This window comes from Pseudomonas sp. CH235 (assembly GCF_004368175.1).
GTDB lineage: Bacteria > Pseudomonadota > Gammaproteobacteria > Pseudomonadales > Pseudomonadaceae > Aquipseudomonas > Aquipseudomonas paraglycinae.
In genome coordinates this window covers 346,014-359,171 of sequence record NZ_RRZJ01000003.1, presented here as the reverse complement: position 1 = coordinate 359,171, position 13,158 = coordinate 346,014, and the positions used below count along the sequence as shown (strand labels likewise).

Genomic DNA, 13,158 nt, shown 5'->3' with positions numbered 1-13,158 from the left:
CTGAAGAGCTTGAACTCTTCAATCGTCGGATCAATATACTTATCAACAGTGGAGGCCCAGACAACATCACCAACCTCTAACACAACCAAAGTTAACAAATCCATCCTTCATAGAACCAAATAACTAAAAAGACAGATTCATTTTCATTTGAAGAAACAAATTCCACTTTTTTTGAACCCACTAAAGCAACTAAATACTCAATATGAGCAGACACAAAATCATCCTACCGAATGACTGGATTGCAGAATTTAACAATACAGGTGAATTCCATATGGGAGCAGAGGGTTGGGGTCTTCTGCTAACAGGTCCTAATCAAAGCCGCATCGATTATTTCAACGACCAAATCGTACTGGTAAACGATGATGAGGGCGTACACGCTAGATCGTGTATTCGCTTATCCGACAATGGCGTGTACGGTTACCTCACCACTGCTGTGGACAGCAGTTGGGTCATCGACTTTTCACGAGGAATGATTGCTCCGCACCGGATCAGCATCCAGCAGCGCCACGATGGTTATGATGAGAGTGTATCAGTTCACGAGCAACCCGCATTCAAACGGACGAGGCAGTATATTAGCGTTAGTGGTAAACACATTTACCTGACCTTCCCCCTTACCCGCGACGAAGACTTTCCGAAAATCTGGGAAGAGTATTTATCGATTCGACGACGGCAGATCGACGAGCTCTACTTTCGCAACTGAGTTCACCAACGAGGCCTATAACCAGAGAAAACTTATTTATTCTTCTAATCCAAAGGGGACAGATCTATTTTTTGCTGATTAAAATTTAAAATACATCTGCCCCCTTTTGTCCAATCGATCCTCCCATGCGGGCAAGTACTCGATATCGGATGGTATCCAGAATTCAGCACTCGCGGCTCCTTTGTTATCTCTCTAATCCGCAATCAAGACTGGCAAAATCCGACTAATTGTGAAAAAGCAAAAAACTGGGAAGAGTTCAAAATAGCGCTAGAGAACATATCGAAAAGTCTGGAAAGCTAGTATCGATAAACGCTTCCGATATATGGAATAAACCAACTGACCAAAACAACATCACCGCTATCCCCCCTCAATCATCCCCTCCAAAACCTCATACTTAACCACCACCCGATTCCCATACAACCGCTCCCTCTCCACCAACGCCCCCACCTGCCCCTTTTCCCTCACCTCCCGCCAAATTTCATTCTCCCGATACACCCGCTCCCCCTCCCGTACAAACCGATGCCCCACCTCGAACACGTGATACCGATAAGCCCGCTCTCGATCACACAACAATTCCCCCTCCAGCTGCGTCTCCCCGACCTTCAGCTTCAGCTGAAAGCTGCGATCCGTCGGGTTGTGCAGTACCAGGTCGATGTAGTTGTAGAAGATCGCCGCGCCGGAGCCGAATGGCAGGACGCGGCCGTCGTCCGGGAAGGGGTCGAAGCTGTGGTTGGCGCGTTCGATGACGACCAGGGGTGAGTGAATGGCCATCCAGTGGATGAGGTTGCTGAGTTGGCAGATGCCGCCGCCGATGCCGGTGCGGGCTTCGCCGAATGAGAGTTCCATGCCTTCGACGTAGCCGCGTTGGCGGGTCGGGCGGCCGACGAGGCGGCAGAAGGAGAAATATTCGCCGGGGGCGATGGTGACGCCGTCGATGGCGGCGACGGCGAGTTTGAGGTTGATGACTTTGTTGTGTTGCAGCGTAAGGTCGGAGTCGCCGAGTTTGCGGATCAGTTTTGAGGTGTGTTTGAGGTAGCGGTAAGGCAAGCGCTCGGACGTCGCGACAGGCCGCGCGTAGCGTTTGCTCGAGCAGTGCCAGGCGATGTGGCGGAACAGTCTTTTTTGCCACACACGCAGCCAGTAAAGGGCCGGGTGGTAGAGGGAAAGTGGTTTCATCCGTGGCGAACGGCGCGGGCCGTTGTCTTCCTTGAGCTTGAAAGGGCGGCGCATCTTACCGTGGAACCGCGCTTGATCGCCAAGCGCCTCGCCGGTGTCGCAAGCCGTAACAAGTCGCCCGGCCTGGGGGCTCGGAAATTAAGCTTCAACTAAGGTTGCGTCCCTACCATCCGGGCCACAAAGCAGCGGTTCTGTGTGCTGATTGCCGTCAGCAGAACCCTTCAACTTGAAGTGAGCCCGGACCATGAGTGCGATCGATTCCACCTCTAAACAACTGCCCGCGTTCAGTCTTGTATTGGTCAATTACAAGACGCCGGAAATAACCCGGATGTGCCTGGAGTTTCTCCAGCAGTACGTCAAGGAGCATCAAATTCCGGTGTGGGTGGTGGACAACGATTCCGCCGATGAAAGCCTGATTTACTTGCGGTCTCTGGACTGGATCAACTTGATCGAGCGCCCTTCTCCCGGCAAGGAAGCGGGGCATATTGCTCATGGCAAGGCACTTGATCTGGCACTTGCGAAAGTTGAAACCGATTACCTGTTTTTGCTGCACACCGACACTTTCGTTTTTGACAGTACTGTCTTTTCGATGATGATGAATGAGTGCATGCAATCTTTGGATACAGCGGCGGTCGGTTGCGTCGAACAATTGGATCGCGGCGTCCTTAGAGACAGCTGGCGTTTGTCTTCGCGTTATTTCAAACACTATTTCCGCCGAGCAAAACAGCACTTGGGGTTGCCCTCCCGAGATCCAAAACCCTACCGGGAAACTCACCTGAAAAGCTTCTGCACCTTGTGGAATGCACGGCTGATCAAGGCTCACGGGCTGCATTTTTCGATGGACGACCGGGTCCCGGGATACACGCTGCAGGATCGTTTAAGCAACCTTGGCTACGGCATCAAATGCCTCTCGCCGCGGACGATCTTCCGCTACCTGGATCACATTCAGGCCGGCACCGTGGCCGCGATCGGTGGATACGGCAAACAGCACCGCCGCACCACCATGTATCAGGAAACGCTCAAGCGCCTTCAGTTACAACAGCGCATGCGACCCGCCAGATCGTAAGACAATAAAAAAGGGCGACTTCAAAGTCGCCCTTTCTGCATCTGAATTCTTTGGCTTCCACTCCGAGGAGGTGTTCGCCCAGTGTAATGGCCTGGCAATCCATGCACCGGTAAAGAGCCCTGACACTGGGCGAACGGGAGGGATTTTAATGGAAGCTGGCGGATATGTCGTGCTAATTGAAGATGAAATTTATGTACTGAAAAGTTAAAGGACATTGCTTACCGATTTTTCCCGACAAACTTTCTGACATCATCACCTCGAATACTTCATATGACTGTTCTCATACAATTACTTGTACAAGAACAGCCATTCTGTAGAGTCAATACTCAACTTTCATGCTGACTGGTCACTTTTAATACATCGGTGTAAGTGACCACGACGCTTTGCCCGACTTTCAAATCTTTCAGTTTGGCCTGAATCTCAGGCTTTTCGACGTTGAGGGTTTTCGACTGGCCTGAAGGGTTTTCCAGGGTGACCTGGTTTGTCGCCAAATCAATTTTGGTTATTTTCAGTTGCACCTGAACCTGACGGAAAGCCTCGCCACCGGGGTTGCTGGTGCCCACGGCGTTGCGCAGCTCACCGGTGCGCTCGGTAGAGCCTGGCAGACCTTTATCCACGTCGGTGTCCAGATAAGCGGCGACCGAACGTGTCACCTCGATCTGGACCAGATCGCCCACTTTCAAATTACCGAGGTTTTTCGCCTTGTCGCTGAGCTGAATGTGCACCTGGCGACCTTCCGCGCCTTCCAGGACCACTTGATGATTGGCCGGGTCAACCGCCAGCACTTTGGTGGTGACCCGGTCGGCCTCGACAGCGGCCGAAAGCGGTATATCGGCGGCCACCGCCGAAAAGCTGGCAGTAGAAAAGACAGTGGCAAGTGCAATGGCGTGCGTCAGTGCTTGGAGCTTCATAAGCGATACATTCCCTGTGATGGATGGCAGCACCCATCGCCAACGCGGTCAGCGACGGATGTGCCACTGAGCATAGACGCCCTTCAGGGTTTGCTCCGCGATCGTTGCGCGGTGTCCTGCGCGGTTGACTCGCCACTGGGGGTGCCTTTACCGGAGCTCTGCCGCTGTTTGGGATCGGTGGGGCGCAGCGCGTCGTTGTCGCGCTCGGTTTCACCCGGCGGACGAGGTTCGTCGGGGTGCTCGCTATCAGGAACAGTCTTCATGTCGTACCTCCTCAGGCTTCCGGGTCATCGAGTTCCCGTGCAACGTTTACGGCGGGTGAGTCCTTGTGCAGGTCATCGGCCTTGGCTCTGAGGATCTGCCACTGCTCAAGATCGATGGCACCTTGACCAAGCAAATCGTCAGCAATGCGCTGCAGATCGAAGTAATGGGCATCCGGGGATTGTTGCCAGTACGTCTGATCGTCAAACATCTGCTGCCAGGTCGTCAGGTCTGGAGATTTCAGTTCCTCGCTCATGGATCGGATCCTCGGCCATGTTCCTCGGTAGAGGGGGCATCCCGGACAGAGTTCCAATCGATTCCTTCGCGGCACGGCGCGCGGAATCAGTACCCGGTCATCTCCAGATAGCCCTGCCCGCCCCGATTGCCGCTCAGGCGCACCGGCCCTTCCCAATACGGAATGCGCAGGTTCATCCAGGCGTCGGGGTTGATTGCATCAAGGGTGATCTGCAGATTTTTTTGCGGAATGTCGATCGACCAGCGCACCGGCATCGAACGGCCGGCGACCTTCGCAGCGTCCTTCGGGGTCAGCTTGATCTGTTCGGCGTGCAGGGTTTCGGTCTGCCCATCGGCGGCAATCCACGTGCCGGTCAGGTACGGCGCCCCTTCCTTCTGGCGCATGCGGTACAGCATGACGTGTTCGCCGCCGTCCAGATGCAGGGAGAACCAGTCCCAGCCCGTCTGGTTGGCGGTCAGCGGCTGGCTGCTCCATTCGCGGTCGAGCCAGGCCGGGCCGTTGACGGTGTAGGTCTGACCGTCGATCTGCAGGGTGCCGCTGGCCTGGAAAAACGGCTGGCTGTAGTAATACGACGCCTGGCCCTGTTCGGATTTCTGACTGAAACCCTTGTCGCCTTGCAGCACCAGCGGGCGGCTGGAGGTCAGGCGCAGCTGGTAGCTGAAGTTCTTGTCCCGGGCGCTGAGTTGCAGGTCGGCCAGCGGATCGCTCGCCTGACTGACGAAACGCCAGTCATCGATCCACGCCTCGAACGGCGCTGCACGCACGCCGGCCTGCCCCACGCCGCCACGGGCGTAACGCTCGGCGGCATGGTGGACGCTGGCCGAGGTGACCGCCGCATGCCCGAGCCAGATCGTCTGGCTGGCCCAGCCCGGCTGCGGCGGCGAGGCGTTCAGAGCGCTGCGAAACAACGTCCACTGCACGCCGAAATCGTTGCCCTGCGCATCCTTGAGATTGGCCGTCACGTACCACCATTCGATACGAAAACCGTCATGGGCGCCGTGATCCGCCGGGAAGCTGAAAACCCGCCCTGGCACCACCGGCGTAAACGCCTGCGCCTGAGCCCCCATCCCGGCAAAGCCCTTCTGCTCCGGCGCGGGGTTGTCGCATCCACCGAGCAATAACGCCAGAAACGCCAGCGCAAACCTAGTCCTCATGGGCAAACGTCCTCAACAAGTCCGCCGGTTGCGTGCGGTACAGCGAATACAGCGGCCACGCCGAGGCCAGCAACGTCGCCAGCAGCGCCAGCCCCATCAGTTGCAGCAACTGCCATGGAAACACCCGCAGCGGCAGACGCCAGCCAAAAGCCTGCACGTTGATCACCGCGTCCAGGCACCACGCCAGGCCGATGCCCAAAGGCAACGCCAGCACCAGCGTCAGCAGCGCCAACAGCCACGTTTGCCCGAGGTTGAGCAGCATCAATTGCCGTCGCGTCACGCCCAGGGCCCACAACGGTGCGAGCTGGCCGAGACGGCTCTGACTCTGGGTCAGCAGGCTGATGAACAGCGCCACGCCGGCGACGGCAAGCGTCAGGCTATTCAGCGCGGCGGTCGCGGCGAAGGTGCGTTCGAAGACTTGCACCGACCAGCCCTTGAGCCGCGCCTGATCGACGATCCGGCTGTCATCAAGCTGGAAGCGTGCCTGCAAGGCCGTGAGCAACGCCGGGATGTTCGGCGGGTCGATGCGCAGGTTGAAGCGGTTTGGCGTCAGCTGTGGCCAGCCGCGCAACAGGTGATTGCTGTTGACCAGCACATGGCCCTTGGGATTGCCGTAGTCGGCGTAGATGCCGACGATGCGCGGCGACCACGACCCGCCCGGCGTGGGAATCGACAGGTGATCGCCCGGCGTCACTTTCAAGCGCCGCGCCAGTTGTTCGCTGAGCATCACCGCATCGTCCTTGGCCAGCGCCGCCCACGGGTCGTCTCCTCGAGATTCGAGCAACGGCCAGTGCTGGCGATAGTGCGGATGATCGATGATCCCGAACACGTCCGCCGGCCAACCTTGCAGCGACACCGAAACCTGCCAGTTGGGCATGATCGCGGTGACATTCGCTTGCTGTTTGAGCCACGTGTACAGCTCTCGCGCCTGCGCCGGGTTGCTCGGGTTCAGGTAAAGCTCGGCGGTGAGCCGTTGTTCGAGCCAGTCGTTGAAGGTCTGGCGGAAACCAGCGGTCATGCTGCCGGCACCGATGTTCGCCGCCATCGCCAACAGCAGCGCCATCAACGCCAGGCTCAACGCCGGCAATTGTTGGCGGCAGTCGGCGAGAAACCACTGCCCGAGCACCGAGCGGCTACGCCTGAGCAACCCGTTGAGCAGCGCACTGAGCAACACCGGCAGCGCCAGCGCGGCGCCGAGCAACAGCCCCGCCATCAACACAAAACCGCTGGCCAGGCTGTTGCCCCACACCAGCGCCGCCAGCGCAATCACTGCACAAACACCGGCTACCCAACCCTGACGCCGCAACCAGCGCGCATGTTGCTGATGCCAGGCCTGCGGATCCGCCACCGCCAATAACGGCAGACGCGCCGCCCGCAGCAAACTGTTGGCTCCGGCCAGCAACGCGCCGAGCAGACTCAAGCCGATGCCGCTGAACCACCACCACGGACTCAGGCGCAACTGCCCCGCCACTTCCGCGCCGTACAGACCGCGCAAGCTGGCAGCGACGTCCGGCAACAGCACGCTCGCCAGCCAGTAACCGCTGACCACGCCGAACAACCCGCCGATCAACGCCAACGCGCCGAGTTCTACGATCAGGCAAGCGATCAGCATCCGCGCGCTGACCCCGCAGGCTCTCAAGGTGCGCAGCAATCCCCGGCGCTGTTCCAGCGCCAGACCGATGGCCGCGTGAACAATGAACAATCCAACGATGAACGAGAGAAACCCGAGCGCATCGAGGTTGAGGTGGAAGCTTTCGGTCAGTCGCGCAAGGTTGTTTTCCTCGCCACTGCTCTTGAGCTGCAACTGGCCTTTGAACGCGGCCGGGATGTCAGCGTGAAAATCCTTTGGCAGCAGCAGGCGTGACAGTTGCTCGGGTTGTTCGAGTACGCGCTGAGCGACGCCAATGTCCACCAGCAGAACGCCGGGGGCCATGTCGGTTTGCGCCCGCAGCGGCGGCAGCGTCTGGCCGGTTTCGGTGGCCGGGGTCGCGCCCTCGGCGAGGTTGAGCGCCCGCAAGGTTTCGGGAGAAATCCAGGTGCTGCCCGGCGGACTGAAGAACTCGACGATGCGCTCGATTGGCATCGCCTGCCCGGCCACCGCGCTGTCGCCCGGTAACGACACCGGTTCGATGCCCATCAATTGCAGACGCTGATTTTCGTGGCCTTTAAGAATCAGGCGCCCTTGCAGCACCGGCGACACCGGCCAGCCCAGACGCCGCAGATCAACGAACCATTGTTGCGGGAACGTCGCGCCGTTCGGCGTACTGAGGCTGGCCTGGGGTTCGCCGCCAATCAACTGGCTGGCCCGGGCGTAACTGTCCCGCGCCTGACTGTTGAGCGCTTCGACCCCGGTCAACAGACTGGTGGCCAGCCACAAACCGGTCAGCACGCTGAAAAACTGCACCGGATGGCGCCGCCAGTGACTGAGCAGCGCCATCAACGCGTGGCGGAAAACCTTCACGTCAACCGACCGCTGGACAGCACCACGCGCTCCGCCAGCCGCGCCGCCACGCGCTGACTGTGGGTGACCATCAGCAAAGTGGTCGGGGTGTCGTCGAGCAATTCCAGCAACAGCCGCAGTACTTCGTCGCTGGTGGCTTCGTCGAGGCTGCCGGTGGGCTCGTCGGCCAGCAGCAGCTTCGGTTGCGCGGCCAGCGCCCGGCCGAGCGCGACCCGCTGTTGCTGGCCGCCGGAGAGTTGTTCGGGATAGCGCTTGAGTAACTCGCCCAGCCCCAGGCGCTGCACCAGATGATGCTGCCAGCGCGGATCATGCCGCCCGGCCAGCCGCGCCTGAAACGCCAGGTTGTCCTCGATCCGCAGGCTGCCGATCAGGTTGTACTGCTGGAACACCAGGCCGATTTCCGTGCGCCGCCAGTTGGCTAGTTGCGCCTCGTTCATGCGATCCAGCCGATGTTCGCCGCTGCGGATGATGCCGCTGTCGACCTTGTCGAGCCCGGCGATCAGGTGCAGCAGCGTGCTCTTGCCGCTGCCTGACTCGCCCATCAGCGCCAGACTGCTGCCGGGCTTGAGCGTCAGGTCGATGCCTTGCAGCACCGGCAACGGGCCTTGCGGGGTGAGGTAGCTTTTGAAGACGTTTTGAACCTGGAGCATGCCGCCATCCGATCGATCCGTGTCGGCCAAGGATAGCGGATACCGACGCGTTACTGCCCCACCGCCACACTCGTCGGCGCTTCACCCGGCGTGACGATGCTGTTCAGGTCGATGTGTTTCCACTCGGGCTTGGCGCCCAGCCGCGCGTTGAAGCGGTAGTTGAAGGTGAATTCATCCGCCGTCGCCACGCTCAGCGGTTTGCCGTACACCGCTTCGATTCCCGGCAGGTCGTAGCCCATCAACTGCAACAGGGTCGGGAAGATGTTGTAGTGACTGGAGCGATCCTTGTTCGCCGCCAGTTGCGCCGACCAGTCGAGTGTCTGCAACTGATCGCCCTGAATCACTACCAGCGGCACCAGCCCTTCTTCCTCCACCGGGTCGCCGCCGCAGTGGGTGTTGAGCCCGGGATTGCCGCGTTCGTGCAAGTCCTGCCCGTGGTCGGAGGTGTAGATCAGCAGCGCGTTGTTCAGATTGGCCTGGGCAAACACCCGCGAAAAAAACTCGCCGACATTCCACAGCACCGTGTTTTTGTAGGCGTTGCGATACAGCACCCAGTCATCCGGCTGGCCGTTGAAGCCGGTGCGTTCACCGGTGTCGGCGACTTCCGTGAACTGTCCGCGCGGCAAGGTCGGGCGGTAGGCCATGAAGGCGTCCGGGTATTTGTCGTGCACCGGGAAATGCGCGCCGACCTTGTTGATCAGCACCAGCTCCGGTTTATCGTCGTTGAGCAGTTCGATCAGCTTGGCGGCGGCGGCCATGTCGCGGTCGCGCACGCTGGTCTGGTCGAATTGCACGAATTCGTCGATGTCCTTTTTCTCGGCATCGTTCATCAGGTTCTGCAGGTTGCCGCCGGTGCGCTGAGCGTCGATGTAGACCGTGCGCATGCCGGCCTTTTTGGCGTATTGCCAGATTGACGGCAGCGTGCTGTTGATCCGCATGTAGTCGGCGCGGGTGCCGCCGTAGCGCAGGGTGATGTTGGTGTCGGCGCTGCAATTGGCGATGGACGCCGCGTAACCGTAATTGAAGATCTGCACGCCCGGACGGACCTGCTTGAGGTTGCTGTGCACACCGAATGGCGAGTTGATGTCCAGGTAATTGCCGGAAATGCTCTCGTCGATGATCAGCACGATGTCGTGACCAACCGCCGGGCCATTGCGCGCCAGGGTCACCGGTTCACGCGGGCCGACGGTGTTGTGCAGCGCTTCGTAGCCGAACAAATTCAGATAGGCCAGCGGCGTGTACATGATCGGCAACCCGCGTGCACCCTCGCCGGCGCGCACGAACAACACGGCGCTGAGCAGCAACACACCGCAGAGCGGCGCAGCGATCCGCAAGGCATTGGGTACCGGGATCGCGTGCCGAGGCTTGAGACCGATTCCGAACAACAGCAGCAAGCCGTTGAGCAGTCCGTGGATGATCGCCCCCCGGTACTGATACGCCGCTTCCTGAATGAAGCCGCCGGAATACACCAGCGAGACGAAACTGCTGTAGGTCAGGTAATCGGCGGTCACCCTCGTATAAACATCGAAAAACACCGCCGAAATAAACAGGGTTAATGCGAACAAATGCCGAATGAAAGTCTGACGTATATAGGCTGTTAGTAATAATGCGAAAGTCAGCGTCAAAAACATCGCGCCAAAAAGAAGTACTGCCAGACCAATACCCATCGCATTTAATCGGTCAAGGTAATATTCGAAATAAAGCAACAGATAAATAATTAAAAGCAGTTCTTTCAAATATCGAAACATGGCGATTCCGGGGCGCGTCCGACGAGAGGTTGTCAAGGGTTTGTCGGTCAAAATCTGACACTAGCACCGGGCCATTAAAGCGCAAGAAATGTCGGACATAATCAAAAAGCGTCAAAAAAACGTTGACTCAAATCTGACACACCCAAGTCGTTAAAACCCTTGAAATTCGTGGCCTACGACCGTTTATCGATTTCTTCGAACACGTCAAGAACGGGACAAATCCATCTACAGCAAGCACTTGATGGCCTTTCGCCCCCAAAAATGGGGGTGTTATACCCTTGCAACATGTCATTTTGCTGACACGCTTTTCCCACGCTGCGCTATACCCCTTTTGACAGTTCCATTTTCGATCTTCCATCACCGTCTTACGAGGCACGCCAATATGGACGTGAGCGTATTTGGTACGGGCTATGTTGGCCTGATACAAGCAGCCGCACTTGCCGATGTCGGACATCGCGTATTGTGCGTCGATATTGACCCGAACAAGATTAAACAACTGCAACAGGCGGTACCGCCTATTAGCGAACCGGGTCTTTCGGCAACTTTGGAAGAAAACATCAAGGCCGGGCGTTTATTATTCAGCACCCAGGCCAGCGATGCGGTGGAACATGCCGCACTGATCTTCATCGCCGTGGGCACGCCGGCCGACGAAGACGGCTCCGCCGACCTCAGCCATGTGCTCAACGTGGCGCGGCAGATCGCCAGCTTCATGGAAGACGATCGCACGTTGATCATCAAATCCACGGTGCCGGTCGGCACGGCGGATCAGGTGCTGCACACCGCTGAAGAAGAACTGCAACGGCGTGGCAAAAGCGCTCTGGCAGTGCGGGTGGTGTCCAACCCCGAATTTCTCAAGGAAGGCAGCGCCCTCGCCGACTGCATGCGGCCGGACCGGATCATCGTCGGCACCCACGATGACCTGGCCCGCGAGCAGATGAGCGAGCTGTACGCGCCGTTCTGCCGCAACCACGAAAAACTGATGTTCATGGACAACCGCAGCGCCGAGCTGACCAAGTACGCAGCCAACGCCATGCTCGCCACCCGCATCAGCTTCATGAACGAGCTGGCCAACCTCACCGAACTACTCGGCGCCGACATCGAAGCGGTGCGCAAGGGCATCGGCTCCGACCCGCGCATCGGCTATCACTTCATCTACCCGGGCTGCGGCTTCGGTGGCTCGTGCTTTCCCAAGGACCTGCGCGCCCTGCTGCACACCGCCGAACACAACGGCATGCCATTGAAACTGCTGCGCAGCGTCACCGACGTCAATGACGCGCAACGGCACATTCTGTTCAGCAAACTCAGGGCGCAATTTCCTCAAGGCCTGGCCGGCAAGTCGATCGCGATCTGGGGTTTGGCGTTCAAGCCGAACACCGATGACATGCGTGAAGCCCCGAGTCGTTACCTGATGGAGGCGCTGTGGGCCGAAGGCGCCAGCGTGCAGGCCTACGATCCGGAAGCGATGTCCGAATGCCGGCGCATTTACGGATACCGCAATGACCTGCACCTGTGCGCCACCCGCGACGACACCCTGGAAGACGCCGACGCACTGGTGATCTGCACCGAGTGGAAGAATTTCCGCGTGGTGGATTTCGAGCTGCTGGCCAGCAAGCTGCGCTCGAAAGTCATCATCGACGGACGCAATCTCTACAACCCGGAACAAGTGGCAGCCGCCGGCCTGCACTACAGCGGCATCGGTCTGCGCCACATCGCGCCTGACGGGTTGCGGCCATGAAAATCCTCGTCACCGGTGCGGCCGGGTTCATTGGTGCTCATGGCGTGCTGCGGCTGGTGCGCGACGGGCATCAGGTGATCGGCCTGGACAACTTCAACAGCTACTACGACCCGCAGCTCAAGCGCGATCGGGTGGACTGGGTGCGCGGGCAAATTGGCGATGTCCAGCTCGCCACGGTTGATCTGGCAGATGCTGCGGCGCTGGAAGCATTGTTCGCGAGCGAGCGGCCGCAAGTCGTGGTCCATCTCGCCGCGCAGGCCGGGGTGCGCTATTCGCTGGAGAATCCACGGGCCTATCTGGACAGCAACCTCGACGGTTTCCTGAACATTCTGGAGTGCTGCCGCCGGCACCCGGTCGAGCACCTGATTTACGCCTCGTCCAGTTCGGTGTACGGCGCCAACCAGCGCACGCCCTACTCGGTGCAGGACGGCGTCAATCACCCGCTGTCACTGTACGCCGCGACCAAGAAAGCCAATGAATTGATGGCCCACAGCTACAGCCACCTGTTCGGCATCCCTTGCACCGGGCTGCGCTTTTTCACGGTCTACGGACCGTGGGGCCGGCCGGACATGTCGCCGATCCAGTTCGCCAAGGCGATCAGCGAAGGCTCGCCACTGAAGCTGTTCAACTACGGCGAGCATCAGCGCGATTTCACCTACATCGACGACATCATCGAAAGCATCGCGCGCCTGATCGAGCGGGCGCCCCGGGCCAATCCCGAGTGGAACCGCGAACAACCCGACCCGGCCAGCAGCATGGCGCCGTGGCGCTTGTTCAACATCGGCGGCCAGCACCCGGTGGCGCTGAAAACCTACCTCGCCCTACTGGAAAAACACCTCGGCCAGAAAGCCGTGGTCGAGCTGCTGCCGCTGCAGCCGGGCGACGTACTCAATACCTGCGCCGAGGCCAGCGACCTGGCCCAGGCCACCGGGTTTCAGCCCCGGATAGAGCTGGATGAGGGACTGGGGCGGTTCATCGCCTGGTTCCGCGATTACTACCCCACTGCCTATCGCCCACGCGCCGTTCGCGGCTGAACATCA

The 13,158-nt window shown here is 59.2% G+C and carries 12 protein-coding genes; 4 read left to right on the top strand and 8 right to left on the bottom strand.

Annotated features, from left to right (window positions below):
• Positions 1-202 precede the first annotated feature (202 nt).
• Positions 203-700 (top strand): hypothetical protein, encoded by a 498-nt coding sequence (locus tag EIY71_RS05510; RefSeq protein WP_129974319.1) that lies wholly within the window; start codon positions 203-205, stop codon positions 698-700.
• 357 nt (positions 701-1,057) lie between these two features.
• Here EIY71_RS05510 and EIY71_RS05505 read toward each other — a convergent pair whose 3' ends face one another.
• On the bottom strand, positions 1,058-1,876 hold the full coding sequence (locus EIY71_RS05505; RefSeq protein ID WP_134020858.1) for a VanW family protein: 819 nt from the start codon (positions 1,874-1,876) through the stop codon (positions 1,058-1,060).
• 244 nt (positions 1,877-2,120) lie between these two features.
• On the opposite strand from EIY71_RS05505, the gene EIY71_RS05500 reads away from it, so the two are divergent.
• Positions 2,121-2,942 (top strand): glycosyltransferase family 2 protein, encoded by an 822-nt coding sequence (locus EIY71_RS05500; protein WP_102718589.1) that lies wholly within the window; start codon positions 2,121-2,123, stop codon positions 2,940-2,942.
• A gap of 326 nt (positions 2,943-3,268) precedes the next feature.
• Here the strand turns inward: EIY71_RS05500 and EIY71_RS05495 are convergent, their stop codons facing one another.
• From EIY71_RS05495 to EIY71_RS05465, 7 genes are all read right to left on the bottom strand, one after another.
• Complete coding sequence (locus EIY71_RS05495) at positions 3,269-3,853, bottom strand: hypothetical protein (protein ID WP_134020855.1); 585 nt, start codon at positions 3,851-3,853, stop codon at positions 3,269-3,271.
• Positions 3,854-3,936: 83 nt separating this feature from the next.
• Positions 3,937-4,116, bottom strand: coding sequence for a hypothetical protein (locus tag EIY71_RS05490; protein WP_129973914.1), 180 nt, complete (start codon positions 4,114-4,116; stop codon positions 3,937-3,939).
• Between the two features lie 11 nt (positions 4,117-4,127).
• Entirely contained in the window at positions 4,128-4,370 is a 243-nt protein-coding gene (locus EIY71_RS05485; protein WP_007956199.1) for a hypothetical protein, read from the bottom strand.
• 86 nt (positions 4,371-4,456) lie between these two features.
• Positions 4,457-5,524 (bottom strand): lipocalin-like domain-containing protein, encoded by a 1,068-nt coding sequence (locus tag EIY71_RS05480; RefSeq protein WP_134020849.1) that lies wholly within the window; start codon positions 5,522-5,524, stop codon positions 4,457-4,459.
• On the bottom strand, positions 5,514-7,985 hold the full coding sequence (locus tag EIY71_RS05475; protein WP_134020846.1) for an FtsX-like permease family protein: 2,472 nt from the start codon (positions 7,983-7,985) through the stop codon (positions 5,514-5,516). Before EIY71_RS05475 ends, EIY71_RS05480 begins: the two co-directional genes overlap by 11 nt.
• A complete protein-coding gene (locus tag EIY71_RS05470; protein WP_102688548.1) occupies positions 7,982-8,635 on the bottom strand; it encodes an ABC transporter ATP-binding protein in 654 nt (217 codons plus the stop codon). Before EIY71_RS05470 ends, EIY71_RS05475 begins: the two co-directional genes overlap by 4 nt.
• Before the next feature lie 50 nt (positions 8,636-8,685).
• Positions 8,686-10,383, bottom strand: a complete 1,698-nt coding sequence (locus EIY71_RS05465) for a sulfatase-like hydrolase/transferase (RefSeq protein ID WP_134020843.1) — start codon at positions 10,381-10,383, stop codon at positions 8,686-8,688.
• Positions 10,384-10,765: 382 nt separating this feature from the next.
• Between EIY71_RS05465 and EIY71_RS05460 the strand changes: the two genes are divergently transcribed.
• Positions 10,766-12,118, top strand: coding sequence for a UDP-glucose/GDP-mannose dehydrogenase family protein (locus EIY71_RS05460; protein ID WP_085748432.1), 1,353 nt, complete (start codon positions 10,766-10,768; stop codon positions 12,116-12,118).
• A complete protein-coding gene (locus EIY71_RS05455) occupies positions 12,115-13,152 on the top strand; it encodes an NAD-dependent epimerase/dehydratase family protein (protein ID WP_102718583.1) in 1,038 nt (345 codons plus the stop codon). The genes EIY71_RS05460 and EIY71_RS05455 overlap by 4 nt, the downstream gene beginning before the upstream one ends.
• Positions 13,153-13,158 lie beyond the last annotated feature (6 nt).

Coding starts and splice junctions, on each gene's coding strand:
- EIY71_RS05510 (WP_129974319.1), top strand. CDS start 203: ATGAGCAGACACAAAATCATCCTACCGAATGACTGGATTGCAGAATTT.
- EIY71_RS05505 (WP_134020858.1), bottom strand. CDS start 1,876: ATGAAACCACTTTCCCTCTACCACCCGGCCCTTTACTGGCTGCGTGTG.
- EIY71_RS05500 (WP_102718589.1), top strand. CDS start 2,121: ATGAGTGCGATCGATTCCACCTCTAAACAACTGCCCGCGTTCAGTCTT.
- EIY71_RS05495 (WP_134020855.1), bottom strand. CDS start 3,853: ATGAAGCTCCAAGCACTGACGCACGCCATTGCACTTGCCACTGTCTTT.
- EIY71_RS05490 (WP_129973914.1), bottom strand. CDS start 4,116: ATGAAGACTGTTCCTGATAGCGAGCACCCCGACGAACCTCGTCCGCCG.
- EIY71_RS05485 (WP_007956199.1), bottom strand. CDS start 4,370: ATGAGCGAGGAACTGAAATCTCCAGACCTGACGACCTGGCAGCAGATG.
- EIY71_RS05480 (WP_134020849.1), bottom strand. CDS start 5,524: ATGAGGACTAGGTTTGCGCTGGCGTTTCTGGCGTTATTGCTCGGTGGA.
- EIY71_RS05470 (WP_102688548.1), bottom strand. CDS start 8,635: ATGCTCCAGGTTCAAAACGTCTTCAAAAGCTACCTCACCCCGCAAGGC.
- EIY71_RS05465 (WP_134020843.1), bottom strand. CDS start 10,383: ATGTTTCGATATTTGAAAGAACTGCTTTTAATTATTTATCTGTTGCTT.
- EIY71_RS05460 (WP_085748432.1), top strand. CDS start 10,766: ATGGACGTGAGCGTATTTGGTACGGGCTATGTTGGCCTGATACAAGCA.
- EIY71_RS05455 (WP_102718583.1), top strand. CDS start 12,115: ATGAAAATCCTCGTCACCGGTGCGGCCGGGTTCATTGGTGCTCATGGC.